The following is a 25,534-nucleotide window of genomic DNA, read 5'->3' as shown; positions in this document are numbered from 1 at the left end:
AGTAAACCCAAAATATTAGCGTTAGTAATAGCCGCAGTTTAGCAAAATTAAGCATCGTTAACATTAAGTTACTTTTTACGTTTTAAATCCATTTTTGCTTTGGGTAGACTCATTTATTGATAAAAACAAAAATTTCACTTTGAAGGTACTAAGGGAAACACAATGAAATTAAAGCTACTTACACTTGCTGTAGCACTAAGCTTCGCCACCAACGGCGCAGCAATGGCAAAAGACGACAAGAAAAAAGACGAAAAGAAAGATAAAACACTTGCAGAAATGCTTGAGAAAAAAACCGCTTCTGAAGGGTTATTTAATCTTTACCAAGATAAGAAAACCGGCGAAACCATGATGGTGATTAGTGAGGCAAACTTAAATAAGCCTTACGTTTACTTTGCACATACGGTTGACGGTGTAATTGATGCAGGCCACGTACGTGGCTCTTACCGCGAAACCAAATTAATTGAGTTCCGCCGTCACTTCGACCGCATTGATATTATAAGCAAAACACCACGCTATAAGTTTGATCCTAATAATGCAATTGCTAAAGCAAGCGATGCAAATATCAGTGAAGCTGTATTAGCAAGCTTAAAAATTGAAAAAGAAGAAGACGGCAAGTTTGCGCTTAAAGTAGATAAGTTATTTAAAAGCGAAGCACTGCATAAGGTATCTCCTTGGAAACGCGCAAATGATAAAAACGCTAGCAAGCGTTTTAACCCAGGTAAGCTAGACGACAAAAAATCGCGTATTCTTAGTAACCGCAACTACACCAATAATTTAGATATTGTTGTTGATTATGTATTTAAAAATGCTAACCCAAGCGTTCGCGGTACACAGTCAGTAACGGATCCGCGCACGGTATCAATTAAAGTGCAGCACTCATTTATTGAATTGCCACAAAACGATTACCAACCACGTAAAGATGATTCACGCGTTGGCTATTTTGGTCAGCAATTTGACGACATGACCACTAGCGACTGGGCGCCATATCAAGATTACATTAACCGTTGGAATCTCGTTAAAAAAGACCCTAATGCCGCGATTTCTGAGCCTGTTGAGCCAATTACGTGGTGGATTGAAAACACCACACCTGTTGAATGGCGCGAAACAGTAAAAGAGGGTGTATTAGCATGGAACTTAGCATTTGAAAAAGCGGGTTTTAAAAACGCTATTGAAGTAAAAGTACAGCCGGACGATGCTGATTGGGATGCAGGCGACATTAACTACAACGTATTACGTTGGACTTCTTCACCACGTCCTCCATTTGGCGGTTACGGCCCATCACTTGCTAACCCGCTAACAGGCCAGATATTAGGTTCTGACATCATGCTTGAATACGTGTTTATGAAAAACCGTTGGATGATGGACAGCTTATACAGCCAAGCGGCGTCATCAAGCGCTCACAACCATGAGATCGCAAGCCAAGAAGGGTTACATTGCAGCCAGGGCCATGAATTACAGCAGGGCATGATGTTAGCTAACTCGCTAGCAACAACCGATATCGAGAAGAAAGAAATTTTAGAGCAAGGCTTAAAGATGCTTATTCTTCACGAAGTTGGTCATACGCTGGGTCTTAACCACAATATGAAAGCGTCTATTTTGTGGGATGAAAAAGAAGTTCATGACAAAGCTAAAACGCAAGGTATTTTAACCGGTTCAGTAATGGACTATACGCCAGCAAACATTGCACCAAAAGGCATGAGCCAAGGCGATTACTTCCAAGATAAGCCAGGCCCTTACGATGATTGGGCTATTGAATATGGTTACTCACAAGGTTTAACTGATGCTGCGGCAGAAGCGGCGCGTTTAGAATCAATTTTAAAACGTTCTAGCGAACACGGTTTAGCATTTGGTAATGATGCCGACGATATGCGCGCACCTGGTCGTCATATAGACCCACGCGTAATGATTGGCGATATGTCATCAAACGCTGTGGCGTATGCTAAAGATCGTATGGAATTAGTAAACCAAACATTCGGTAAACTTGAGCAAACAGCGCTAAATGACGGTGAGTCTTATCAAGAGCTGCTGATCAAAGCAAATATGCTATTTGGTCAATACCGCGCTCAAGCAGGCGTTGTATCGCGTTACATTGGTGGTGTTTACGTAGAGCGTGACAATGTAGGTAGCAATACACAACCTTACACGCCAGTGCCACTTGCGAAACAAAAAGAGGCGATGAACGTACTAACTGATTTAGTATTTGCACCAAGATACACTATCAGCAATGGAACCTCTGCTTAACAAGATGCAACACCAGCGTCGCGGCTTTAGTCATTATGGTAAAAACGAAGATCCTAAGTACCACGCTATGGTACTTCGCATGCAAAAGAATGTATTAGCTCAGCTATTACACCCAAATGTAATGACGCGTATTTCGGATACCACAAAATACGGTAACGAATACGATGTGAATAGCTTCTTAAATGACTTAACCGCTGCCGTTTTTGTTGATGCAAAGTCAGCGTCATCAGTAAGCCACAACGTACAAACTGAGTATGTGCAGTCGTTAATTAAAATTGCGGGTATCAACAAGCCATCAAAGCACGATAACTTGGCAAAAGCAGCTGCATTTAAGCAACTACAAGATATTCAAGGTACAAGCCTATCTTGGGGCGCTTCAGATGCTGCGAAAGCACAAAAAGCCTATATTGATATGCTAATTGAGAAAGCATTAAAAGCGTAACGCTCTCTCGGTAAAACAAAAAGGCGCTCATTTTGAGCGCCTTTCCTTTATAAATTATAAAGATTAATCATAAACAGTTGGAATTGGCTGGCGCTTATGTTGAGTACGCTTATAAATCGCAATCAGCTTTTCTTCAACTTCATTCGATACTTCTTTGCCTTCTAAGAAATCATCAATCTGATCGTAGCTCACGCCAAGTGCATCTTCATCAGCAAGGCCTGGGCGATCACACTCTAAATCAGCAGTTGGCGTTTTGGTTACCAGTAATTCTGGTGCGCCAAGTGTTTTAGCTAACAAGCGAACTTGACGCTTAGACAAACCAAACAATGGCGCTAAGTCACATGCACCATCACCAAATTTAGTATAGAAACCGGTGATGTTTTCAGCACTGTGATCTGTGCCAACCACTAAACCTTGCGTTAACCCAGCAATTTCATATTGCGCTATCATGCGCTGACGCGCCTTTACGTTGCCTTTGGTAAAATCAATTGCACTTTGTGCTGGTGGCTCAATTCCTGCTGTTTCAAGCGCGGCAAGAGCCTCTGTATGCATACCATCGGTTGCAGGCTTAATATTTACAGTGACACGCTTTGATGGCTGAATAAAATCTACCGCCAGCTGCGCTTCATCTTCATCCGCTTGCACACCATAAGGTAAACGCATGGCTATAAACTGGTATTTATCCGTTGCGTTTTCTTGGTTTAATTCATCAATCGCCAACTGACACAACTTGCCACACGTTGATGAGTCAACACCACCAGAGATACCAAGCACTAAACTTCGTGTACCTGACTCCACCAGCTTAGATTTAATAAAAGCAATTCGACGTGTAATTTCTGCTTGTGGATCGATTGAAGGGAGTACCTTCATTTCAGCCATGATTTCAGCGCGCACTGTTTATCTCCAATGTTATAAACCTAGATGTGATTTTATCTCTGCAAGTTCGCTGCGTAATTGAGCGACTTCTAATCTTAATTGTGCCATTTCATCACTTTGATGGCTAGCCACAACCGTCGATTGCGCATTCGAATTCACTGCTGTTAGTTCAGAAATATCGGCATCACCAAATAAATGCATAAAACGTGATTCGCGTTTACCAGGTTCGCGTTCCAACTTCACAACATATTCTTGTTCCGCTAATGCGTTAAGGGCACTTTCTACTTCAGCCACATTGCTAAACTCGGCTAAACGGTTAGAACGCGTTCTAAGCTCGCCAGGCGTTTGTGCACCGCGTACCAACATTAAGCAAACAATCGCCTTTTGTTGATCGGTTAGCTTTATTGAACCGAACTCTGTATTGCAAAAGCGATGGGCATATTTACTAACGCGACCCGACAAGCCTTCATCAACTGTCACTAAGCGTTTAGCAACAAGTGAATCTAAACCATCTTGTACTTCTGATTCTGATAAATCTAATACTGGATCTCGATTAGACTTTTGATTGCAGGCGTTAGTCAGGCTATTGAGCGAAAGAGGGTACTGATCTGGCGTGGTTTGTTGTTTTTCCAGTAAGCAGCCAATAATGCGTTGTTCAACTGGCGTTAAATTGAGTTCCATCTTACTTCCTTGAGTAACAAGTTGTGATTCTTATATACCTCAATTTAGAAAATGAAAAAACAAAAAACCCGCCAATTGGCGGGTTTTTTACTAAACCATGTTAGGTTTTGGTTACTTCTTGCGCATAGACTGAAGTACTTTGATTTGTGCAATCGCTTTTGAAAGCTCAATCGCAGCTTCAGCATAGTTGAAGTCTGCAGCAGATGCGTTCGCCATGTGCTCTTCAGCTTGACGCTTCGCTTCTAATGCAGTTGCTTCATCCAGGTCTTCTGCACGTGTTGCAACATCAGCAAGAACGGTTACAGTGCCAGGTTGTACTTCTAATGTACCACCCGCGATGTAAATCATTTCTTCTTCACCGTGTTGCTTAACAAAGTTAACCATACCAGGCTTTAGGGGTGTTAGTAGTGGTGCGTGGCCGTGTAAAATACCTAGCTCACCTTCACTACCTGATACTTGAAGTGATTCAACGCGACCAGAGAAAATAGTCTCTTCTGCGCTTACTACGTCAAGATGTATAGTCATTGCCATAACAGCCCCCTAATTACATGTCTTTGGCTTTTTCGATCGCTTCGTCGATTGAACCAACCATGTAGAACGCTTGCTCTGGAAGATCGTCATAGTCACCACCTAGGATGCCTTTGAAGCCCTCAAGAGTATCTTTCAGTGATACGTATTTACCAGGTGCACCTGTGAATACCTCAGCTACGAAGAATGGCTGAGATAGGAAACGCTGGATCTTACGAGCACGTGATACAACTTGCTTATCTTCATCAGATAGCTCGTCCATACCTAGGATTGCGATGATGTCTTTAAGTTCTTTATAACGCTGAAGAACTGTTTGAACGCCACGTGCAATGTCATAGTGCTCTTGACCAATTACTAATGGGTCAAGCTGACGAGATGATGAATCAAGTGGATCGATCGCTGGGTAAATACCTAGTGACGCGATATCACGAGAAAGTACAACTGTCGCATCTAAGTGAGCGAACGTAGTCGCTGGAGATGGATCCGTTAAGTCATCCGCAGGTACATATACTGCTTGGATAGACGTGATTGAACCAGTCTTAGTTGATGCGATACGCTCCTGAAGTACACCCATTTCTTCAGCTAGTGTAGGCTGGTAACCTACCGCTGATGGCATACGACCTAGAAGTGCTGATACTTCTGTACCCGCTAGTGTGTAACGGTAGATGTTATCAACGAAGAAAAGTACGTCGCGACCTTCGTCACGGAACTTCTCAGCCATTGTAAGACCTGTAAGAGCAACACGTAGACGGTTACCCGGTGGCTCGTTCATCTGACCGTAAACAAGCGATACTTTATCAAGTACGTTTGATTCGTTCATTTCATGGTAGAAGTCATTACCCTCACGAGTACGCTCACCAACACCTGCGAATACTGAGTAACCGCTGTGCTCGATTGCGATGTTACGGATAAGTTCCATCATGTTTACTGTTTTACCAACACCCGCACCACCGAAAAGACCAACTTTACCACCTTTAGCGAATGGACATACAAGGTCGATTACCTTGATACCAGTCTCTAAAAGTTCAACTGAGCTGCTCTGATCTTCGTAGCTTGGTGCTTCACGGTGGATAGAGTAACGCTCCTCTTCACCGATTGGACCCGCTTCATCAATTGGGTCACCAAGTACGTTCATGATACGACCTAGTGTCGCTGTACCAACTGGAACCTTGATAGGCTCGCCAGTTGTGTCTACTTCAGTACCACGACGTAAACCGTCAGTAGTACCTAGTGCGATACCACGTACCACACCGCCGCCAAGCTGCTGTTGAACTTCTAAAGTCAAACCAGCAAGCTCACCGCTTGTTACTTTTAGTGCGTCATATACGGCTGGCACGTTGTCTTGTGGAAACTCGATGTCCACAACGGCGCCGATAATTTGGACGACCTTACCTAAACTCATGTCTATTCCTCTCGTTAACTTTGCCAACCGTTAAACGGCTGCTGAACCTGACACGATTTCACTAATTTCTTGTGTAATCGCGGCTTGTCGTGCTTTGTTGTATACCAGTTGTAACTCATCAATTAAGTCACCTGCGTTGTCTGTTGCGGCTTTCATCGCAACCATACGTGCAGCTTGTTCAGATGCAGCGTTTTCAACAACACTCTGATATACCTGAGACTCGATAAAGCGTTTAATAAGAGTTTCTAAAATTGCCTCTGGGTTTGGCTCATATAAGTAATCCCAAGAGTGGCTAGAAACTTCTTCGTCAGCTTTAGGCAAAGGTAATAACTGATCGATCACTGGCTCTTGCTTCATAGTGTTTACAAAGTTGTTGTAAACAACAAACAAGCGGTCAATTTTTCCTTCAGAGTATGCATCAAGCATAACTTTTACAGGACCAATTACGTCCTGAATTGAAGGAGCATCACCAAGCCCTGCTCTGCTTGCTAATAGCTCACCGCCAAAACGCTGGAAAAAGCCTGCTGCTTTGCTACCTAGGGCAGCAAATTCAGCGTCAACGCCTTTTTCTTTCCACGCTTTAACGTCTAGTGCAACTTTCTTAAACTCATTTGAGTTTAAGCCGCCACATAGACCGCGGTCAGTAGAAACAATAATGTAACCAACTTTCTTTACATCACGTTCTTCTAAAAACGGGTGTTTAAAGTCTAAGTTAGCCTGAGCAACACGACCGATCACTTTGCGTATATTTTCAGCGTATGGGCGGCTTGATGCCACGCGTTCTTGTGCCTTCTTCATTTTAGAAGCGGCAACCATCTCCATTGCGCTGGTGATCTTCTGAGTATTTTTAATACTCCCGATCTGTGATTTTATCTCTTTTCCGCCGGCCATGACTTATCTCCGAATCAGTGGTGACCGAAGTCACCATTAATAACTTACCAAGTTTGTGTAGATTTACACTTCTCTAAAAGCTCTTTAAGTTGAGCTTCGATCTCGGCGTTGTAGTTACCCGTTTCGTTGATTTCAGTCATAAGCGCTGAATATTCACTGTTAGCGAAAGAGATTAACGCAGCTTCGAAATCAAGTACTTTGTTGATTTCGATGTCTTTTAGATAACCTTTTTCAGCAGCGAATAATGACAGAGACATTTCAGCAACAGACATTGGAGCGTACTGCTTTTGCTTCATTAGCTCAGTAACACGCTCACCATGCTCTAATTGAGCACGAGTTGCATCGTCAAGGTCTGACGCAAACTGTGAGAACGCTGCTAGTTCACGATACTGTGCTAGCGCTAGACGGATACCACCACCTAGTTTCTTAACGATCTTAGTTTGTGCTGCACCACCTACACGAGATACCGAGATACCAGCGTTAACCGCTGGACGGATACCTGCGTTGAATAGGTCAGTTTCTAGGAAGATCTGACCATCCGTGATTGAGATAACGTTTGTAGGTACGAACGCAGATACGTCACCACCTTGAGTCTCAATGATTGGAAGTGCAGTTAATGAACCTGTCTTACCTTTCACTTCACCGTTAGTGTACTTCTCAACGTAATCAGCGTTTACACGTGATGCACGCTCTAGAAGACGTGAGTGAAGGTAGAATACGTCACCTGGGTATGCTTCACGGCCTGGTGGACGCTTAAGTAGTAGTGAGATCTGACGGTAAGCAACAGCTTGCTTAGACAGGTCATCATATACGATTAATGCATCTTCACCGCGGTCACGGAAGTATTCACCCATAGTACAACCAGCAAATGGCGCTAGGAATTGTAGCGCAGCTGATTCAGAAGCAGATGCAACAACAACGATAGTGTTTTCAAGTGCACCGTGCTCTTCTAACTTACGTACTACGTTAGCAATTGTAGATGCTTTTTGACCAACCGCTACGTACACACACTTAACGCCTGTACCTTTTTGGTTGATGATAGCATCGATTGCAAGTGCAGTTTTACCAGTCTGACGGTCACCGATTACTAGCTCACGCTGACCACGACCTACTGGGATCATCGCATCGATAGACTTATAACCAGTTTGTACTGGCTCATCTACTGATTGACGCTCGATTACACCTGGTGCAATCTTTTCTACAGGTTCGAAACCTGCAGCTTCAACAGCGCCTTTACCATCAATTGGCTCACCTAGTGTGTTTACAACACGACCAAGTAGTTTAGGGCCAACTGGTACTTCAAGGATACGACCTGTTGCTTGTACTTTTACGCCTTCTTTAAGGTCTGCGTATGGACCCATTACTACTGCACCTACTGAGTCGCGCTCAAGGTTTAGTGCGATAGCATAACGGTTGCCTGGAAGCTCGATCATCTCACCTTGCATACAGTCAGCTAGACCGTGAATGCGGATGATACCGTCAGTAACAGATACAATCGTACCTTCGTTACGTGCTTCACTTACAACTTCGAACTGCTCAATACGTTTTTTGATTAGTTCTGAAATTTCAGTGGAATTAAGTTGCATGCTCTTCTTCCCAATTACGATTGTAGTGTTGTTGAAAGACGATTTAGCTTGCCGCGTACTGTTCCATCAATCACAGTATCGCCAGCTTTAATCACTAGACCGCCCATAGTGTTAGCATCAACACTACAATTCAGCTTAACTTTGCGTGCGAAGCGTTTTTCCAATGCTGCGCTAAGAGTAGCTTTCTGCTCTGCAGAAAGCTCAGTTGCAGAAACCACGTCAACGTCGATTTCTTTGTCATATTCTGATTTAAACTCAGCATATAACTTAGCAACAGCAGGAATAGCGGCTAAACGCTCATTTTCGGCCATTAGCTTGATAAGATTCTGACCCAGTTCGTTGATCTGCTCAGCACCAAGCTTGATGATTACATCAGCTTGCTCTTTTGCAGATGGGATGCTTGAAAGTAGGGCTTTAACCTGCTCATCGCTAGCTAATGCGCCAGCGAAGAACAACATTTCATTCCAACTTTCTACAGCACCTTTTTCAACCGCTAGGTCAAAAGCCGCTTTCGCGTATGGGCGAGCGATGGTAGTCAATTCAGACATGCTCATACCCTCCTATTAAAGCTGCGCAACAAGTTTTTCAACGATGTCGCTATGTGCCGCTTCATTGATCTCGCGCTCTAAAATTTTCTCTGCGCCAACAACTGCTAGAGTAGCAACTTGTTTACGTAGTTCTTCTTTAGCACGGTTACGCTCAGCTTCTACTTCTGAGTGACCTTGAGCAATGATAGCTTGACGCTCCTCTTGACCACGAGATGTCTCGTCATCAACGATTTGTGTCGCACGCTTTTTAGCTTGTTCAATAATGTCAGCTGCTTGCGCTTTCGCTTCTTTAAGCTGGTCAGCTGCTTTCTGCTGAGCAAGCTCTAAGTCTTTTTCAGCTCTGTCTGTAGCAGCTAAACCTTCTTCAATTTTTTTCTGGCGAGCTTCAATTGCGCCGTTTAGCGGTGGCCATACATATTTCATACAGAAAAGTACGAAAACCGTAAACGCAATTAATTCACCAATTAGAGTGGCAGTTAAGTTCACGACCGCTCCTCCTTAAATAGTTTGCTGTTCAACGATTAATAAAATTAAAGTACGAACAACAATACCATTGCGATACCTACACCGATCATTGCTACCGCATCGATAAGACCAGCTAGGATGAACATTTTAACTTGTAGTGAAGGCGCTAGTTCAGGCTGACGAGCACATGCTTCTAGGAATTTACCACCCATGTTACCGAAGCCGATTGCAGTACCGATAGCACCGAAACCGATAAGTAGAGCCACAGCGATGTACTTAAGACCAATCATTAGTTCCATTTTTATCTCCAAAATGTAAATTAAAAGTTAAATTAAAAAAGTGTATAAATTAGTGGTTGTCTGAGCTTGCCATGCTTAGGTAAACAATCGTCAGCATCATAAATACGAATGCTTGAAGAACGATAACTAAGATATGGAAAACTGCCCAAATAAAGTGTAATGGTAACTGCATTAAGCCAACTGCACCGATTAGGATGAAGATAAGCTCACCTGCATACAGGTTACCGAATAAACGTAGTGCTAGTGAAAACGGCTTAGCAACTAACGCAATTGTTTCTAAAAGAAGGTTACACGGAATTAAGAACAACATACCGATTTTGTTCTTAGTGCTGAATGGGTGAAGCGTAAGTTCAGCAAGGAAACCTTTGATGCCTTTAATTTTTACTGAGTAACCAATCATCAGCAAGAATACACCTAGCGCTAATGCAGCTGTTAGGTTGATATCTGTGGTTGGTACTATCTTCATGTAGACATCGTGTGAATCCATACCAAACGCTGATTCGCCAACAAAGCCAGCAAACGCAGGTAAGAAGTCAACAGGAATTAAGTCCATTAGGTTCATTAAGAAAACCCAAACAAAGATGGTCAGTGCAAGTGGTGCAATTAACGCGCTCTTACCATGGTAAGTATCACGTACGTTGTCACCAACAAACTCCACAATCATCTCAATGAAACATTGAAACTTACCCGGTACACCGGTAGTTGCTTTGTTTGCTGCACTACGGAAGATCCATAAAAATAAGATCCCTAATCCGATAGACCAAGCAAGGGTATCGATATGCCACGTCCAGAAACCACTGTCAGCACATGCTTTGTTGAAGGCAAGACCAGCATCGGTCGAACACATCTTAGCATTTGTTAAGTGGTGCTGAATGTGACTCGATAGAGTTACTTCTTCAGCCATGTTTTATCCCAAAAGTTAATGAAAAAAAATCGGTGCAAACCAGCTCACAATCATCACCAACACATAAACCGAGAAAAATGGTAACAACACCACTGTTGACGACTTAAGTACCAGTGCGAATAGCAAAATGGTTAATAAATACTTTAATCCAGCTCCTCGTTTAATCGAGGAATATACTTGTTGTACTTGTCTGGCCCCTGCAAAGCGAAACGCATAAAGGGTATATACAAAATTGGGAAGCAACGCGACAAATCCGCCAATTAACGCCGATTTACCCGCTAACACTCCCCAACCAAGCCAAACTACTAACGCACTCACAAGTGCTACTACGCCCTGCAAATAAATAAACTTCAGTGCTTTGGTTCGTAAAGGTTTTGCTAAAGAATTTGCCACAAAAATAATCAACCTTCACGATGCACAATGAAACAGGGTACAAAAAACTGGCAAAATTATACTTATTTTTGCCAGATTTGCAACTTGAAAGCCGTTTATTTATAGGCTTTTGGAAGGTGCATAAACAGGCTTTAAACCGTGATTTTTATGCAAAATTTAAGGTATTTTTAGACTATTAGTTAATATTAATGAAATGTATATCGAAAATTAATATAGCGTTAATTAATTTTCTCTAAAATACCGTCAAGTTCATCAAGAGAGGTATACGAAATAACCAGTTTACCTTTTCCTTTCTGATTGTAGTTAATTTCAACTTTAGCCCCTAAGTTTTGAGCAAGTTGCTGTTCTAACTGCAATACATCTGGATCTTTTTCTTTTGGTTGCGCTTCAGGCTTAGGCTCAAGCACTGAACGCACTAGTTTTTCTGTTTCACGCACGGTAAGCGCTTTTGCAACTACGATACGCGCTGTGGCTGACTGGTCTTCACCATCAAGTGCTAATAAACAGCGGGCATGACCCATTTCAATGTCGCCGTGCTCGAGTAAACGTTTAACATCTTCATTGAGATTATTTAAACGCAGCAAATTAGTTACGGTTGTACGTGATTTACCAACAGCATCAGCAACTTGTTGATGTGTCAGCTCAAATTCGTTCAATAAACGGTCAAGAGCAACCGCTTCTTCCATCGCATTTAAGTCTTCACGTTGAATATTTTCAATTAATGCAATGGCAACAGCCGCTTCGTCAGGCACTTCTTTGATTAAACAAGGAACAACTTCTAATTTAGCAAGTTGCGCCGCACGCCAGCGACGTTCACCGGCAATAATCTCGTAGCTATTATGTGCAATTGGACGCACCACAATTGGCTGAATCACCCCTTGTGCGCGGATTGAAGAGGCCAGCTCTTCAAGTGCCTCTTCAGACATGTCTTTACGCGGCTGATATTTTCCTGGATGTAAGAATTCAATCGGAAGTTTTTGTAGCTCACTTGGCGGCGTCGCTTTTGCAGATTCATTAACACCGTCAGTTTGCGCGACTGATTGATCTTGAACATCTTGCGCTTTTGGTTTTGCAGATGTTAACAGGGCATCCAAGCCGCGCCCTAAACCACGTTTTTTAGGAGACATTCATATTCCTCAGAAATTAAGCAACGGCCTGACTTTTTTTCTCTTTACGACGCAGCATTTCGCCGGCTAATGCAAGATATGCTTTAGCACCACTTGATGCGCGATCGTAGTACATTGCAGGCGCACCAAAACTTGGCGCTTCAGCTAAGCGTACATTACGAGGGATTACCGTGCGGTATACTTTTTCACCAAAATGTTGTTTTAATTGGTCAGACACGTCATTTGCTAGACGATTACGCGGATCGTACATGGTTCGCAAGATGCCTTCAATTTCTAATTTTGGATTTACTAATTTAGCAAGCTGCGTAATGGTATCCATCAGCGCAGTTAAACCTTCTAATGCAAAATACTCGCATTGCATCGGCACAAGTACCGAGTCTGCTGCGGCCATTGCATTTACCGTTAACATGTTTAACGAAGGAGGGCAGTCAATAAAGATAAACTCGTACTGGTCGGCTATTTTTTCAAGCGCGTTGCGCAAGCGAATTTCTCGCGCATACATCTCCATAAGCTTCACTTCAGCAGCAGTTACGTCGCCGTTTGCTGCGATTAAGTGATATTCGCCAGAGGTTTCTTTAATAACAACTTCATCGAAAGGTTTTTCTTCAACAAGCAGATCGTAAGTAGTGGCAATTTCATCGTATTTGTCGACGCCGCTCCCCATAGTCGCATTACCTTGTGGATCGAGGTCGATTAACAGCACTTTACGCTTAGTAGCAGCCATTGACGCTGCTAAATTTACCGCAGTGGTGGTTTTGCCAACCCCACCTTTTTGGTTTGCAATTGCAATGATTCTAGCCACGGTGTCCCCTAACAAATTAGTTCTTTTTTAGAATTATTAAATGCCTTTCGGCATCCAGCTCAGGCACTGTTAATACTACTTTATCTTGGTATTCAATCGAGGCCGGTAATTGGTCAATTTCTTGTTCAGGAAATTGCCCTTTTAGCGCAATAAAACGACCAGAGTGATCCACTAAGTGCTGACACCAGTCTACCATATCTTGCAAAGATGCAAAGGCACGACTTAAAACACCATCAAATGGTTGTTCTGGTTGATATTCTTCAACGCGAGATTGCACCGGAGTAATATTTTTAAGCTTTAAATTTAGCTTAACTTGATTTAAAAAACGAATGCGTTTGCCAAGGCTATCTAATAACACAAATTGTTTATCTGGATGAGCAATTGCTAATACCACACCCGGTAAGCCAGGGCCCGTACCAACATCAATATAGTGATTGCCGTCTAAATGCGGTGCCACAACCAGTGAATCAAGAATATGTTTAACCACCATTTCTTGTGGATCACGAACAGAAGTTAAGTTGTAAGCTTTATTCCACTTATCAAGCATTTCAACATAACTAACCAGTTGCTGTTTTTGCGTATCAGATAATGAAATGGATGTTTTTGCCAATAAGGCATCTAATTTATTGCGAATCACGTAATGAACCCAGAAAGCAGCAAATCAGCACTAAGCTGATTTGCGTAATAAACCTTGTTTTTTTAAGTACACTAATAATAGCGAAATTGCCGCAGGTGTTATACCTGAAATTCGCGATGCCTGGCCGATAGTGGTTGGTCGTACATCAGTTAACTTGGCAACAACCTCATTTGATAAACCCGATACCTTGCTGTAATCAAAATCAGCTGGCAATAAGGTATTCTCATGGCGCAATTGCTTATCAATTTCGTCTTGCTGACGTGCAATATAACCTGCGTACTTAATTTGAATCTCAACTTGTTCGTGAGCTTGTGCATTATTCGTTTCAGGTGCTAAGCCGTCAATCGCAACCAGATCGTTGTAGTTTACTTCAGGGCGCTTAACCAGATCAGCAAGACTTGCTTCACGCGTTAATGGCATTTTCAGTAAGGCATTAACATTTTCAAGTGCTGGGTGATCTTTATGGATCCACGTATCTTTTAAGCGTTGAGACTCAAGCTCCATCACTTCGATCTTTTCATTGAATGCCTGCCAACGAGCATCGTCAACTAAACCAAGTTCACGGCCTTTCGCTGTTAAACGTAGATCGGCATTATCTTCACGTAATAATAAACGGTATTCAGCACGGCTTGTGAACATGCGGTACGGTTCTTTTGTACCAAGCGTTGCTAAGTCATCAATCAGTACACCTGTGTATGCTTCATCACGGCGCGGTGTCCAAGCATCTTTACCTTGTACTTGTAACGCAGCATTCATACCTGCAATTAAGCCCTGTGCGCCAGCTTCTTCATAACCAGTTGTACCGTTAATTTGGCCAGCAAAGAATAAGCCATTGATAAACTTAGTTTCTAAAGACTGCTTTAAATCACGTGGATCGAAGAAATCATATTCAATTGCATAACCTGGGCGGCAAATATGAGCATTTTCAAAGCCTTTAATCGATCTTACGATCTGCATTTGCACATCAAACGGTAAACTTGTCGAAATACCATTTGGATATAATTCGTGTGTAGTAAGGCCTTCAGGCTCAACAAAGATCTGGTGCTTGTCTTTGTCTGCAAAACGCATGATCTTATCTTCAATCGATGGGCAATAACGTGGGCCGATGCCTTCAATTACACCAGCATACATTGGTGAACGATCAAGGTTATTGCGGATAACGTCATGCGTTTTTTCATTAGTGTAAGTAATATAGCACGGGATCTGCGTTGGGTGATCCGATTGTTTACCCATAAATGAGAATACAGGTGTTGGCGTATCACCTGGTTGAGGCTGCATTACTGAAAAATCAACAGTACGTGCATCAATACGTGGCGGCGTACCTGTTTTTAAACGATCAACACGGAATGGCAATTCACGTAAGCGTTTAGCAAGGGCAATTGAGGGTGGATCACCTGCACGACCACCGCTAAAGTTTTCCATACCAATGTGAATTGTACCACCTAAGAAAGTGCCAACAGTTAAAACCACGCTTGGCGCTTCAAACTTAAGCCCCATTTGTGTCACAACACCTTTTACGGTATCGCCATCAACGATGAGATCATCGCACGATTGTTGGAAAATGGTGAGGTTTTCTTGGTTTTGCAAGGTTTGCTGAATTGCTTCTTTGTAAAGCTTTCTGTCAGCTTGTGCTCGTGTAGCACGTACCGCTGGGCCTTTAGAAGAATTAAGCGTTCTAAATTGAATGCCACCTTTATCGATCGCTTGTGCCATAGCGCCACCAAGTGCATCGATTTCTTTAACCAAATGGCCTTTACCGATCCCACCGATCGCAGGATTACATGACATTTGACCTAAAGTATCAATATTATGAGTCAACAGTAATGTTTTCATTCCCATGCGTGAAGAAGCAAGTGCTGCTTCTGTACCAGCATGTCCACCACCAACAACAATAACGTCAAATTGTTCATGAAATAGCATGTAAAGGATCCTGCGTAATATCCGAGTTAGATTTTGAAAGGATGCGTATTCTACCTAGAAATTCTAAGAAGTGAAACGATTAAATAATGAACACGATCTAAAGAACTGATCTAATATAAAATAAATGATCTTTAGAAAGATCTTGTTATTTCTATTATATAGTAGCCCTGTTTCTGTTGATAACTCTAACTAAAACTTTACTTTCAGTAAGTTAAGTTAGATCAATTGGTGTTGATATGATCGGATCAAGTACTTTAAAAGCACTGATCAACTTGCCTAGTTATCAACATCTCGATCAAGTGAAAATTCTATCCAATGCATAATCATCTATAAATACAAGGTTAGATCAAGGGTTATCCACATTTCGATCTAAATATATTAAAAATTGTGAATAACCTTTTTATATGATCAATAGCCTAGTGCGGTGATTATAACTTGGCTAACAACTGTGGAAGCCAGGCCAGTGCAATATCTTCAGGTAATTCTTCCGATTGGGCGTCAACTTCTAAGCGATCAACAAGTTTTACAGCGCCTTTACTAGCAAGGTGTTGATCTAGGTCTTTCGCTGCCTGATTAAACTGATCATAGCTAGAATCGCCTAAACCTATCACCGCATATGTTAGATGTGTAAGTTGTTCTACCTCAGCTAAATCAGATGCAAAGCTTTGAATGTTATCTGGTAACTCACCTGCACCATGAGTTGAAGTGCATATTAACCAAGCATTATCTTTGATCTCTGAAAGTACAGGATGCTCGTGCACAGTGGCATGAATGTCATGTTCTACTAACGCCTCTTGGATCTGTTCAGCGACATATTCTGCCGAACCCATTTGGCTACCAACAATAATGCTTAGATTTTTCATGATGAGTTGATCAGGTATTTTTCTCGATCTTAAGGTATAAATAGCTTGGTTAAAAGATCTTATTCACAGTGGATAGAAATAGTTTGTTTGTTTAATCAGCGTATTTTATTCAGGTTGTTGTTATTACATGTTTTTTATTATTTAGAATGTTTTGATAAATTTGCGATCAATCTGTGTAAAACTCGTTGCTAACCTCTTTATTACCCCTTAACAAAGGCTATATAAATTCATTTAGCATTGATAAAAACATCAAGTTTAATCATGTTGTGGATAGATCTATTCAATGCGGCTCGAGATCGGCTTTTTTATTAGATCTAACCAATTGGTTTTAAGATCCAAATATTCTAAAAACTGTCGATCTTTTAGCATGGCCAAATGGAGTTTGATCTGTTTTTTCGATCGCTTTGTGACAAAATGGCAATATGTAATATCTATATTGGTGATATGTAGTGATTGATTTTTATCGGATCAAAGAAGGTGAGTTTGTTCGTTTGGTTGAAACTGGCTCTATGACAGATTTTATAGCGCAAGAATCGAACCTGGAGGCCAATAAGTATCACTTATTTGCGATTAATACGCAAACAGGAAAGGGCTATACCATTCGTCAGGCAAGAGTAGATGAGCTAAGATCATGGCGCTTAGATCGCCTAGCAATGCTATTAAAAAAGCTCGGGCAGGGCAGTTTTCAAGTAAGGAATTTATAAGAAGTTGGCTTTTTATTGCAAAGTTTTGGGGTGTTGAGGGGGGAGATTTTATAGTTTATTTAAGGTTTTTAACTCTGTAGCATTCGTCCCTGACGGTTATCACACATCATCCATGATGTACTCGTTCATTCTTTTTAAACGTGTGTGATCAATCAGTCAATGCAACACACTCTCTAAATTTGTCTAACGGTGTACAAAATCCAAGAGTTTTTCTTGGTCGACTATTAAGTGCTTGTGCTACATCATCTAATTCTTCCTGAGAATATATTGATAAATTTGTACCCTTCGGGAAGTATTGTCTTAACAATCTATTAGTATTCTCATTTGAGCCTCGCTGCCAAGGACTTTGAGGATCGCAAAAGTACACATCAATATTTGTTTGTTCTGAAAATGTTTTATGACCTTTGAGCTCTGTACCTCGATCCCAAGTCAACGATTTATATAAACTACTAGGTAATTTTTGAGCATGCTTTATTAGTTGAGGAATGACATTATGCGTGCTTTTATTTTTTACTTTAACAAGACATACATACCTAGTTTGCCTTTCAACTAATGTTGCTATATAGCTTTTTTGACTGCCTTCAATAAGGTCACCTTCCCAATGACCTGGTATAGCCCTATCTTTAATCGAAGCGGGGCGTTCACTAATTGAAACTAGCTCTTGAATATGACCTCTTTGGTTTTTTTCTTTAGTTCTAGTTCCTCTTATTCTTGGCTTTGAGCGAAGGCATTTAAGTAACTCTTTTTTCAATACTCCCCTAGTTTGGATATATAAGCTTTTATAGATTGTTTCGTGAGACACGTGCCAACTCTTATCATTTGGGTATTGTAACTTTAGCCAACCAGCTATTTGTTCAGGTGACCACAAATTTTTTAACTTATCAGCTATTAATAATGCGAGTTCTTGATTTAATTTTAGTTTACAAAGTTTAGGTCTTTTAGCACGTTTCCAAGCTTTATCGTCAGCGGTACAAGCCCTGTATTTATGAATACCGCCGTTACGTGATACTTCTCTACTTATAGACGAAGGCGCTCGTTTGAGTTCTTTAGCAATTACCCTAAAAGACTTATTTTGAGCTATACCTCGTGATATTTCTTCTCGCTCATTTAAAGACAGATGATTCTTAGAGCGTTTTCGTTTAAAGCGTTTTACACCACCATATTTAGATAAAACATGATAAATTGAAGGTGCTTTGCGTCCCAATATATTGCCGATAGCACTCAAAGATTCACCAGACTTCCATCTTCGCCAAACTTCATCTTTTTCTTTATCGGTAAAACGAACAGCTGAACTATTACTCATTAACTGGCTCCACTTTTATGATTAAATAAAGTGTTGCACTGATTAATTGAATCTACACGGCCAAAAAGAACGAACCAAGAATAAGCCGCCCCAGAAATCAAACTACTCTTCACCAATAATTTAAATGTGAACATAAACGCCATGAAGCGGCATCCATGCCTAAGCATGGCTTGTTCGGCCGCTTCGCTCCTGTCTCACATTACTCATTTAAATGATTGCTTCAGGTTTGATTTAAAGGGGGTTGGTTATTCTCAGAAACAGTATTTCAAGGTCGGCATTAGGCGAGTTGTAGCCGTTGCGAAAATATTAAACTCCATGCAAAATGCAAGACCAGACCCAAGTTGTTCACAAGTTTAAAACTTGTAAGGGTTAAATACTATCGCTAAATTTTTAGCTTGAGAATTTAGCGATAGAATATCGAAGTCGGTTAATTGGTTACCGTAGCGATTTAACGTTGAATTTATTCATCAATTCTTTTATTGCGGCATCATTATCTATGGAATCTATCGCAATGCTCGCTTTTTTCAAATTTTGTAGTTTTAAAAAACCTTCTAGATTTTGCACTTTTATTTTTTTTGAGAAAAATAGTCTCGCGGATACTAAATTGATACATCCATATAGGAAATCTATATTTTCTATACTTTCCATTTCATATATCACAATTGATTTTAATGTGGATTCAGAGCCAAGAGTAGGCAGTTTTTTAACTCTGTTTAAATAAGTTAATTTAAGTTCTTCTAAGCCTTTCATATTACGTAAAAATGGAAGTTCAGTTGCCCCTCTTATCTCGCTGACGCTAAAGCTTTTAAGTTTTTTTAAATTTTCTAGCGGTGTAAAGTCATCGGTTTTAAAGATATCAATATCCAATGTCGTTAGCTGCGGAAGATCTGTGATCCAGGTTATGTTTTTACTTGTTAACCCACTAAGTGATAATGATTGAAGGTTTTTTAATAGTGCCAGTTTATGAATGTTTTTACTTTGCCCTCTCAAGCCTAGGCTCTTAAGTGATGAAAATCTTAATACTTCTTCTAAATTCGGTCGTTTAGACTTTGTTCTTCCTAAATAAAGGTGTTCCAAGTTAGGAGTCACGTATTGCAAAAATGAAAAACTTGTAAGCGATTCTATTTTTATATTAAAGCTAGTTAATAATGGAAGGGATGCCAGTGACTCAATGTTTTTAAGCTCTTTAATTAAATCAATATGAAACATCTTTAGATCAGGTACATAATTGAGGCATGACAAATCTAATGAATCAAGGCTGTAAAATCTTAACCAAATATCATCTCTTTTGGAAAATAGGTGTTGATTTAGGCGCTTTAAAGTATCTTTAGATAGCTGTTTTTCCGATTGGACACAGCGGATCCGTTTATCAGATGCTATTGCTTGCAAATATTCATTTGTTACAGAGTTATCTATCTGGCTACTACCCATACTTGCGGCAATTTCAATATTATCTTCAATTGAAAGATTCATTGGCTTCCAGCTCTTTGATATGTTTTAGCAAAGCCAACATTAAAATAAATTGTATATAAATCAATGTATTAATATAATTGATATTTGAACTTTGATGTTGACGAATAAAGTACTATTGATGACTTGCTACTTCTATTTTTCAATACGTAAAACTCAAGTACTAAGTGTTTATCTCTGAAACTTGGTTCCATTTGCCATCCATGACTTCACTTCTTTATGCTGCGAAGCGTTGCTTCGGACTTTCTTCACCCTTATATCAAACCTGAAAATGGGATTTAAATGAATAATGCGAGACAGGGAGCGTAGCGGGTCGAGTAAGCCATGCTTAGGCATGGATGCCTCTTCATGGCGTATTTAAATAACGTTTGAAGATTAGTTTGATGTAGGGGCGCCGAGGGATTCCAAAGGGGGACCGGCGTTTTTAAAAATTGAAGCTAATAATTCATCCATGAAGCTGAGTTACATCGGTCATCCCTGACCTCATTTCAAAGCACTACGAAACTTCGTTTCGGTTGCTTTTCATCTTTGGCTGGTGTCGCCAGCGCGACAAATATGCTTTCAGGTTTGCACAGTCTCTAAGGTTTAAACGTTTAAGATCACTCTTCCCACTCAACCACATCAAAGGCTTTTCTTGCTTCCACCAGCGTGCAGTCGGTTTGGCTGATCAGCTGCTCTTGTGTGATGCTTGGATTGCTTTTAACGATTTCGACTAAGTCAGTCATTTGGGGTTTTGGCTGATGACTTTTCAGAGTATCAAGCACCCATTGCCAGCTGGGTTCTTCAGTGAGTTGTATTTGATCAATAATGCTTTGAAATTGTGGCCAAGTACCTTGTAGCCGCCAGTGTCGTGAGCGCCCTTTGCGACTTAACTTGGCGCTAGATGATTTGATTTGGGCTTTTAACTCATTAGCTTGTTCTATACGGCGCACAAAGCTGTTTAATTGAATATCAAGCATGGTTTTTTTATTACTTTTGGAAGAATAGATGCTGAGAAAATATCAGCATCTAACATCTTAATTCTAAGTACTAAAACTTAATTTATTACTTACCAATACAGAACGAGCTGAAGATTTTGCCAAGCAAGTCATCAGAGGTAAATTCACCAGTGATCTCGTTGAGATATTGTTGGGTTAAACGCAGCTCTTCTGCCAATATTTCACCGGCAATGTGCATTTCTAACTGATCTTTACCCGTTGCAAGGTGATACGCTGCACTTTCTAATGCATCAAGGTGACGGCGGCGTGCCATAAAGCTGCCTTCAGTAGCGCCTTGGAAACCCATGATTTGTTTAAGGTGTGATTTAACCAGTTCAACGCCTTCGCCACTGTTAGCGCTCACGCTCAGTACAGGCGTGTTAGCAGAGTCATCAATTTTGATGTTTTCACCTGATAGATCGGCTTTATTTCGAATAACGCTGATGCCCATACCTTGTGGTAATTTCTCAGCAAATTCAGGCCAAATTTTTGCAGGATCGGTTTCGTTTGTTTCGGTGCTATCAACCATAAACAATACGCGATCGGCTTGATTAATTTCTTGCCAAGCGCGCTCAATACCAATTTGTTCAACTACGTCAGGGCTTTCACGCAGACCTGCAGTATCGATAATATGCAGTGGCATACCGTCAATATCGATGTGTTCACGTAGTACGTCACGGGTAGTACCGGCAATATCTGTAACAATGGCTGCTTCACGGCCAGCAAGGGCATTAAGCAGGCTTGATTTACCCGCGTTAGGGCGGCCAGCAATTACTACGCGCATACCTTCACGCATAATCGCACCTTGTTTGGCTTGTGCGGTTACGTTATCAAGTTGTTCAATAATCGCATTTAGATCGTTCGCTACTTTACCATCTGATAAAAAGTCGATTTCTTCATCGGGGAAATCAATCGCAGCTTCAACATACATACGCAGGTGAATAACTTGTTCTACTAGCGTGTCGATATGTTTAGAAAATTGACCTTGCAGCGAGTGTAGGGCACTTTTAGCTGCTTGCTCTGAGTTTGCATTAATTAAATCAGCAATCGCCTCAGCTTGGGTTAAATCCATCTTGTCGTTTAAAAACGCGCGCTCACTGAATTCACCGGGTTTAGCTAAACGCACACCGTCAATTTGCGTGATTTCGCGCAGCAGCATATCAATAATTACTGGGCCACCGTGCCCTTGTAGTTCCAGTACGTCTTCACCAGTAAAAGAATTAGGGCCTTTAAAGTACAGCGCAATACCTTGATCGAGTTGTTCGCCTTGCAAGGTATTAAATGATAGATAATCGGCATAGCGCGGTTTTGGGCATTTGCCTAAGACTTTTTCGGCAACCTGTTGTGATAGTTTGCCAGAAACGCGAATAATGCCTACACCGCCTTTGCCGGGCGCCGTTGCTTGAGCAACGATGGTATCTTGATTGAACATAGAGATGAACTGATAGCTTTAGTTACTTATATTGTAACTGGCACGCATAAAAAAGGCGACACACTGTGCCGCCTTTCATTTATTTAGTTCGGTTTATGATTTAACCGAGATACCTTTCTTTTCCATGCCTTTGTAGATGTATAGCATCTGAGCAATTGAAATTAAGTTAGATACTAACCAGTACATTACAAGACCTGATGGGAACCAGATAAAGAATACTGAGAACATTACAGGCATCCAAGTCATCATTTTCTGCTGCATTGGATCAGTAACCGTCATTGGCTGTAGCTTTTGCATTAGGAACATACTTGCACCAAATAGAATTGGTAAGATGAAGTATGGGTCCATCGCTGCTAAGTCATTTAGGTATAAGAATTCAGTGTGACGAATTTCTACTGATTCCATAAATACATAGAATAAACCTAGGAAGATTGGCATTTGTAGCAATAGTGGGAAACAGCCACCCATAGGGTTAACTTTTTCTTTGCGGTACATTTCCATCATTGCTTGACCCATCTTCTGACGGTCATCGCCGTAACGATCTTTCAGCGCCATAATTTTTGGCTGAAGGTTACGCATTTTAGCCATTGACGTGTACTGGGCTTTAGTAAGTGGGTAAAGCACCATTTTCACGATAACGGTAATCGCGATGATTGCTAAGCCTAGGCTACCAATTAAGCCGTATAACCACATTAGTAATGAGTGTAGAGGTTGTGAAATAAACCACAACCAGCCGTAGTCTACGGTTAGGTCTAAGTCTGTTTGTAACGCTTCAAGCGTAGCAGAATCTTTAGGACCCATATAATAAGTAGAGCTAATTGTATGCGTGCTATTTGCTGCAACGTTTTCTAGTGGGCCTTTTAAACCGATAATAACTGAATTATCGCTGCGAGCCTTAGTGTAGATGTTGTTTTGTTGCTCTTGGTTTGGCACCCATGCACTTACAAAGTAGTGCTGGATAAAGCTGATATAACCCGCTGTAGTGTTAATATTTAGGTCACGCTCTTTAATGTCATCAAAGCTGTACTTTTCGTAAGGTTCTTCTGCTGTACCGTAAGCTGTACCTAAATATGTTTGGTCAATCATGCCACCTTTTTCGGTGATCGAACGCTTAATTTGCGTAAATAACTGAACTTGCTTTGTTTCAGCTGTGTTGTTAGCAATTTGATATTCAACGGCAACATCGTAACGACCCGCTGTGAAAATATATGTTTTGATATAGCTAACACCGTCTTTAACAAATGTAAGTGGTACACGTAGCTCATCACCTTTTAACTGGTAACTTGTTTGTGCAGCTTGGTATGTTGGGCGACCGTCAGATGATGCATCTGGTCCGTGTAAACCAATTAAGCCACTTTGTGAGAAATATTGATTGCCGTCTAACACGCCAAGCAACATAAATGGGTTATCGCTATCGATTTTTTCTTTGAAGTTTAATAGCTTGGTTTCGATGATATCGCCACCAAAGGTATCAAGTTTTACAGAAAATACATCGGTTGTTACATCAATAATTTGACGTGAGTTTGCGACGTTCGCTACAGGTAAGTCGCCAGTTGATGACTGTGGAACAAAGTCATTGTTGGCAGACTGGTTTGTAGATGTTTGCGTTGTAGCACTTGTCTCGGTATTTACTTGTGGGTTGTTATCCATATTCCATTGTTGGAATAAAAGAAAACTTACCAAAAGAAAACCGATAAATAAAAACGTGCGTTGTGATTCCATAACAGCTCTTATTTCTCGCGGTGTTGTTTAAGTGAATTTTGTTTATCAGGCACGGGATCATCCCCACCTGGATGCAAAGGGTGACATTTTATAATGCGTTTCGCTGCGAACCAACTCCCTTTTACAAATCCATGTATTTTTATTGCATCTATCGCATAACTTGAGCATGTCGGGGTAAAACGACAGTTTTGGCCAAGCAGTGGACTGAGTAGTTTTTGATACACCTTAATAATTAAGATCATCAGATTACTCGGTAGAGCAAATAAAAAGTGCATTTAATGAAAAAGTGCCTGATTAAAAGGTGAGCTAACTTTACCTAAATTTGCCTAGTTTTGCTATGCAACAACAGGTTTATTAGGCTTTGTTATTCGGTTTTTTTGCGTTTTTGTTTTTTTGCCAGTGATTAGGGCGTGGTTTTGGCTTATAGCCAGGTTGGCAACGCTCATTAATTTTGCGCCAAAGCTTAGTTAATTGCTTATGCAACTCTTCGTTAGATAATTCATCAACGCCAGTTTTAACCATTAAAACAATATCAATATTGTCGAGTTGATGGCGGTTTAAGCGGAAATTTTCACGGGCAAGGCGTTTAATGCGATTACGTTGTACCGCTTTTTTAACGCGTTTTTTAGCTATGGTTAAACCAAGACGTGGATGGTCTAAATCATTTCGTTTTGCTAAAAGAGTAAAGTGTTGATTTGCTGCGCGTGCAGGCTCATTGAAGATGCGGGAGTAGTGTGAGGGAGTTAACAGACGTAACTCCCTACCAAAGCGAAAGTCTTCCACTATATTAAGCAGAAAGAACCTTACGGCCCTTAGCACGACGACGTGCTAAAACTTTACGACCATTTTTAGTCGCCATACGTGCACGGAAACCGTGAGTACGTTTACGCTTAAGAACGCTAGGTTGAAAAGTTCTTTTCATAACTATATTCCATCCGATCGGTTAAAAGTTAAAACATCCTATGCAGGTCGCGATCCTGGCACAGGTGCCATTGCGAGCGCGAGATGTTATAGAGAAGCACACACAAAGTCAATAAAAAACACACAATAGTCGCGTTAATTATAGGCATTGAATAAAAGCCGTTCTAATCTTAACAAGGTAGTTACATTTACCTTTATATAAGGAGAGATCGTACTGTATTTCTCTGTTGATCCAGCGAGGATCAATTTTAAAATAAAGTTTTCCACAATGATAGTGTAAAAATTGCGACTTTTCTTTGGAAAACTTTTATAGATCTACTTTAATCATTTTGATCAAGCTTTTTATTAATAATTTATCCACATTATTTTTTAACTAAAAAGCATTTAAAAATAATAAGTT

25 protein-coding genes and 1 pseudogene are annotated in these 25,534 nt (G+C 40.9%); 2 read left to right on the top strand and 24 right to left on the bottom strand.

All coding sequences use genetic code 11. The features are described from left to right. The first annotated feature begins 162 nt into the window (after positions 1 to 162). Positions 163 to 2,683: pseudogene (locus C2M30_RS19750) on the top strand (zinc-dependent metalloprotease). 63 nt (positions 2,684 to 2,746) lie between these two features. On the opposite strand, the gene nadE reads toward C2M30_RS19750, so the two are convergent. From nadE to C2M30_RS19670, 16 genes are all read right to left on the bottom strand, one after another. Continuing rightward, entirely contained in the window at positions 2,747 to 3,577 is an 831-nt protein-coding gene (gene nadE, locus C2M30_RS19745; RefSeq protein ID WP_100914450.1) for an ammonia-dependent NAD(+) synthetase, read from the bottom strand. 15 nt (positions 3,578 to 3,592) lie between these two features. After that, complete coding sequence (locus C2M30_RS19740; protein WP_105173041.1) at positions 3,593 to 4,240, bottom strand: YceH family protein; 648 nt, start codon at positions 4,238 to 4,240, stop codon at positions 3,593 to 3,595. 111 nt (positions 4,241 to 4,351) lie between these two features. Then, on the bottom strand, positions 4,352 to 4,771 hold the full coding sequence (locus tag C2M30_RS19735; RefSeq protein ID WP_105173040.1) for a F0F1 ATP synthase subunit epsilon: 420 nt from the start codon (positions 4,769 to 4,771) through the stop codon (positions 4,352 to 4,354). Positions 4,772 to 4,784: 13 nt separating this feature from the next. Beyond that, positions 4,785 to 6,170, bottom strand: coding sequence for a F0F1 ATP synthase subunit beta (gene atpD, locus C2M30_RS19730; RefSeq protein WP_105173039.1), 1,386 nt, complete (start codon positions 6,168 to 6,170; stop codon positions 4,785 to 4,787). Positions 6,171 to 6,200: 30 nt separating this feature from the next. Further along, positions 6,201 to 7,061, bottom strand: a complete 861-nt coding sequence (gene atpG / locus C2M30_RS19725) for a F0F1 ATP synthase subunit gamma (protein WP_105173038.1) — start codon at positions 7,059 to 7,061, stop codon at positions 6,201 to 6,203. Between the two features lie 44 nt (positions 7,062 to 7,105). Further along, positions 7,106 to 8,647, bottom strand: a complete 1,542-nt coding sequence (gene atpA / locus C2M30_RS19720) for a F0F1 ATP synthase subunit alpha (RefSeq protein ID WP_105173037.1) — start codon at positions 8,645 to 8,647, stop codon at positions 7,106 to 7,108. A gap of 14 nt (positions 8,648 to 8,661) precedes the next feature. After that, positions 8,662 to 9,195: a F0F1 ATP synthase subunit delta gene (atpH, locus tag C2M30_RS19715; RefSeq protein ID WP_010561332.1), complete on the bottom strand. Its 534-nt coding sequence runs from the start codon at positions 9,193 to 9,195 to the stop codon at positions 8,662 to 8,664. A 15-nt stretch (positions 9,196 to 9,210) separates the two neighbouring features. After that, positions 9,211 to 9,681 carry a F0F1 ATP synthase subunit B gene (atpF, locus tag C2M30_RS19710; RefSeq protein WP_010561331.1) on the bottom strand — a complete coding sequence of 157 codons (471 nt, stop codon included), beginning with the start codon at positions 9,679 to 9,681 and terminating at the stop codon, positions 9,211 to 9,213. Between the two features lie 44 nt (positions 9,682 to 9,725). Continuing rightward, positions 9,726 to 9,959 carry a F0F1 ATP synthase subunit C gene (atpE, locus tag C2M30_RS19705; RefSeq protein WP_010561330.1) on the bottom strand — a complete coding sequence of 78 codons (234 nt, stop codon included), beginning with the start codon at positions 9,957 to 9,959 and terminating at the stop codon, positions 9,726 to 9,728. A gap of 49 nt (positions 9,960 to 10,008) precedes the next feature. Further along, positions 10,009 to 10,863: a F0F1 ATP synthase subunit A gene (gene atpB / locus C2M30_RS19700; RefSeq protein ID WP_100914453.1), complete on the bottom strand. Its 855-nt coding sequence runs from the start codon at positions 10,861 to 10,863 to the stop codon at positions 10,009 to 10,011. A gap of 15 nt (positions 10,864 to 10,878) precedes the next feature. Further along, on the bottom strand, positions 10,879 to 11,256 hold the full coding sequence (locus tag C2M30_RS19695) for an ATP synthase subunit I (protein ID WP_010561328.1): 378 nt from the start codon (positions 11,254 to 11,256) through the stop codon (positions 10,879 to 10,881). 218 nt (positions 11,257 to 11,474) lie between these two features. Next, a complete protein-coding gene (locus C2M30_RS19690; protein WP_105173036.1) occupies positions 11,475 to 12,383 on the bottom strand; it encodes a ParB/RepB/Spo0J family partition protein in 909 nt (302 codons plus the stop codon). A 16-nt stretch (positions 12,384 to 12,399) separates the two neighbouring features. Then, complete coding sequence (locus tag C2M30_RS19685; RefSeq protein WP_010561326.1) at positions 12,400 to 13,185, bottom strand: ParA family protein; 786 nt, start codon at positions 13,183 to 13,185, stop codon at positions 12,400 to 12,402. 16 nt (positions 13,186 to 13,201) lie between these two features. After that, complete coding sequence (gene rsmG / locus C2M30_RS19680) at positions 13,202 to 13,822, bottom strand: 16S rRNA (guanine(527)-N(7))-methyltransferase RsmG (RefSeq protein WP_105173035.1); 621 nt, start codon at positions 13,820 to 13,822, stop codon at positions 13,202 to 13,204. 30 nt (positions 13,823 to 13,852) lie between these two features. Then, on the bottom strand, positions 13,853 to 15,742 hold the full coding sequence (mnmG, locus tag C2M30_RS19675) for a tRNA uridine-5-carboxymethylaminomethyl(34) synthesis enzyme MnmG (RefSeq protein WP_010561324.1): 1,890 nt from the start codon (positions 15,740 to 15,742) through the stop codon (positions 13,853 to 13,855). 428 nt (positions 15,743 to 16,170) lie between these two features. Beyond that, positions 16,171 to 16,605, bottom strand: a complete 435-nt coding sequence (locus tag C2M30_RS19670; RefSeq protein WP_105173034.1) for a flavodoxin domain-containing protein — start codon at positions 16,603 to 16,605, stop codon at positions 16,171 to 16,173. Between the two features lie 449 nt (positions 16,606 to 17,054). Here C2M30_RS19670 and C2M30_RS19665 point away from each other — a divergent pair, with 449 nt between their 5' ends. Then, positions 17,055 to 17,309 (top strand): hypothetical protein, encoded by a 255-nt coding sequence (locus tag C2M30_RS19665; RefSeq protein ID WP_105173033.1) that lies wholly within the window; start codon positions 17,055 to 17,057, stop codon positions 17,307 to 17,309. Positions 17,310 to 17,457: 148 nt separating this feature from the next. Here the strand turns inward: C2M30_RS19665 and C2M30_RS19660 are convergent, their stop codons facing one another. From C2M30_RS19660 to rpmH, 8 genes are all read right to left on the bottom strand, one after another. Beyond that, complete coding sequence (locus tag C2M30_RS19660; protein WP_105173032.1) at positions 17,458 to 18,612, bottom strand: IS30 family transposase; 1,155 nt, start codon at positions 18,610 to 18,612, stop codon at positions 17,458 to 17,460. A gap of 435 nt (positions 18,613 to 19,047) precedes the next feature. Then, positions 19,048 to 20,085: a leucine-rich repeat domain-containing protein gene (locus C2M30_RS19655; protein WP_105173031.1), complete on the bottom strand. Its 1,038-nt coding sequence runs from the start codon at positions 20,083 to 20,085 to the stop codon at positions 19,048 to 19,050. A 596-nt stretch (positions 20,086 to 20,681) separates the two neighbouring features. Continuing rightward, the gene (locus C2M30_RS19650; RefSeq protein WP_105173030.1) at positions 20,682 to 21,041 is read right to left on the bottom strand and encodes a ribosome recycling factor family protein; all 360 of its coding nucleotides are present in this window, start codon (positions 21,039 to 21,041) and stop codon (positions 20,682 to 20,684) included. Positions 21,042 to 21,126: 85 nt separating this feature from the next. After that, on the bottom strand, positions 21,127 to 22,491 hold the full coding sequence (gene mnmE, locus C2M30_RS19645; RefSeq protein WP_010561314.1) for a tRNA uridine-5-carboxymethylaminomethyl(34) synthesis GTPase MnmE: 1,365 nt from the start codon (positions 22,489 to 22,491) through the stop codon (positions 21,127 to 21,129). A 93-nt stretch (positions 22,492 to 22,584) separates the two neighbouring features. Next, positions 22,585 to 24,213, bottom strand: coding sequence for a membrane protein insertase YidC (gene yidC, locus C2M30_RS19640; RefSeq protein WP_105173029.1), 1,629 nt, complete (start codon positions 24,211 to 24,213; stop codon positions 22,585 to 22,587). Positions 24,214 to 24,221: 8 nt separating this feature from the next. Then, the gene (gene yidD, locus C2M30_RS19635) at positions 24,222 to 24,488 is read right to left on the bottom strand and encodes a membrane protein insertion efficiency factor YidD (protein ID WP_010561312.1); all 267 of its coding nucleotides are present in this window, start codon (positions 24,486 to 24,488) and stop codon (positions 24,222 to 24,224) included. A 79-nt stretch (positions 24,489 to 24,567) separates the two neighbouring features. Continuing rightward, positions 24,568 to 24,996, bottom strand: a complete 429-nt coding sequence (gene rnpA / locus C2M30_RS19630; RefSeq protein ID WP_010561311.1) for a ribonuclease P protein component — start codon at positions 24,994 to 24,996, stop codon at positions 24,568 to 24,570. Positions 24,997 to 25,000: 4 nt separating this feature from the next. Next, entirely contained in the window at positions 25,001 to 25,135 is a 135-nt protein-coding gene (gene rpmH / locus C2M30_RS19625; protein WP_010376846.1) for a 50S ribosomal protein L34, read from the bottom strand. Between the last annotated feature and the right edge of the window lie 399 nt (positions 25,136 to 25,534).

Origin of the sequence: Pseudoalteromonas sp. T1lg24, from assembly GCF_002964745.1 — a bacterium.
GTDB lineage: Bacteria > Pseudomonadota > Gammaproteobacteria > Enterobacterales > Alteromonadaceae > Pseudoalteromonas > Pseudoalteromonas spongiae.
The sequence above is the reverse complement of the archived record's forward strand: the minus strand, read 5'-3'. Positions and strand labels throughout refer to the sequence as shown.

Excerpts from the sequence above, each read along its gene's own strand:
- yidD (WP_010561312.1), bottom strand. The coding sequence starts at position 24,488 with ATGCACTTTTTATTTGCTCTACCGAGTAATCTGATGATCTTAATTATT.
- atpG (WP_105173038.1), bottom strand. The coding sequence starts at position 7,061 with ATGGCCGGCGGAAAAGAGATAAAATCACAGATCGGGAGTATTAAAAAT.
- C2M30_RS19670 (WP_105173034.1), bottom strand. The coding sequence starts at position 16,605 with ATGAAAAATCTAAGCATTATTGTTGGTAGCCAAATGGGTTCGGCAGAA.
- atpD (WP_105173039.1), bottom strand. The coding sequence starts at position 6,170 with ATGAGTTTAGGTAAGGTCGTCCAAATTATCGGCGCCGTTGTGGACATC.
- yidC (WP_105173029.1), bottom strand. The coding sequence starts at position 24,213 with ATGGAATCACAACGCACGTTTTTATTTATCGGTTTTCTTTTGGTAAGT.
- C2M30_RS19735 (WP_105173040.1), bottom strand. The coding sequence starts at position 4,771 with ATGGCAATGACTATACATCTTGACGTAGTAAGCGCAGAAGAGACTATT.
- C2M30_RS19655 (WP_105173031.1), bottom strand. The coding sequence starts at position 20,085 with ATGAATCTTTCAATTGAAGATAATATTGAAATTGCCGCAAGTATGGGT.
- atpB (WP_100914453.1), bottom strand. The coding sequence starts at position 10,863 with ATGGCTGAAGAAGTAACTCTATCGAGTCACATTCAGCACCACTTAACA.
- atpE (WP_010561330.1), bottom strand. The coding sequence starts at position 9,959 with ATGGAACTAATGATTGGTCTTAAGTACATCGCTGTGGCTCTACTTATC.
- mnmE (WP_010561314.1), bottom strand. The coding sequence starts at position 22,491 with ATGTTCAATCAAGATACCATCGTTGCTCAAGCAACGGCGCCCGGCAAA.
- rpmH (WP_010376846.1), bottom strand. The coding sequence starts at position 25,135 with ATGAAAAGAACTTTTCAACCTAGCGTTCTTAAGCGTAAACGTACTCAC.
- mnmG (WP_010561324.1), bottom strand. The coding sequence starts at position 15,742 with ATGCTATTTCATGAACAATTTGACGTTATTGTTGTTGGTGGTGGACAT.
- atpH (WP_010561332.1), bottom strand. The coding sequence starts at position 9,195 with ATGTCTGAATTGACTACCATCGCTCGCCCATACGCGAAAGCGGCTTTT.
- C2M30_RS19740 (WP_105173041.1), bottom strand. The coding sequence starts at position 4,240 with ATGGAACTCAATTTAACGCCAGTTGAACAACGCATTATTGGCTGCTTA.
- C2M30_RS19660 (WP_105173032.1), bottom strand. The coding sequence starts at position 18,612 with ATGAGTAATAGTTCAGCTGTTCGTTTTACCGATAAAGAAAAAGATGAA.
- atpA (WP_105173037.1), bottom strand. The coding sequence starts at position 8,647 with ATGCAACTTAATTCCACTGAAATTTCAGAACTAATCAAAAAACGTATT.
- C2M30_RS19650 (WP_105173030.1), bottom strand. The coding sequence starts at position 21,041 with ATGCTTGATATTCAATTAAACAGCTTTGTGCGCCGTATAGAACAAGCT.
- C2M30_RS19690 (WP_105173036.1), bottom strand. The coding sequence starts at position 12,383 with ATGTCTCCTAAAAAACGTGGTTTAGGGCGCGGCTTGGATGCCCTGTTA.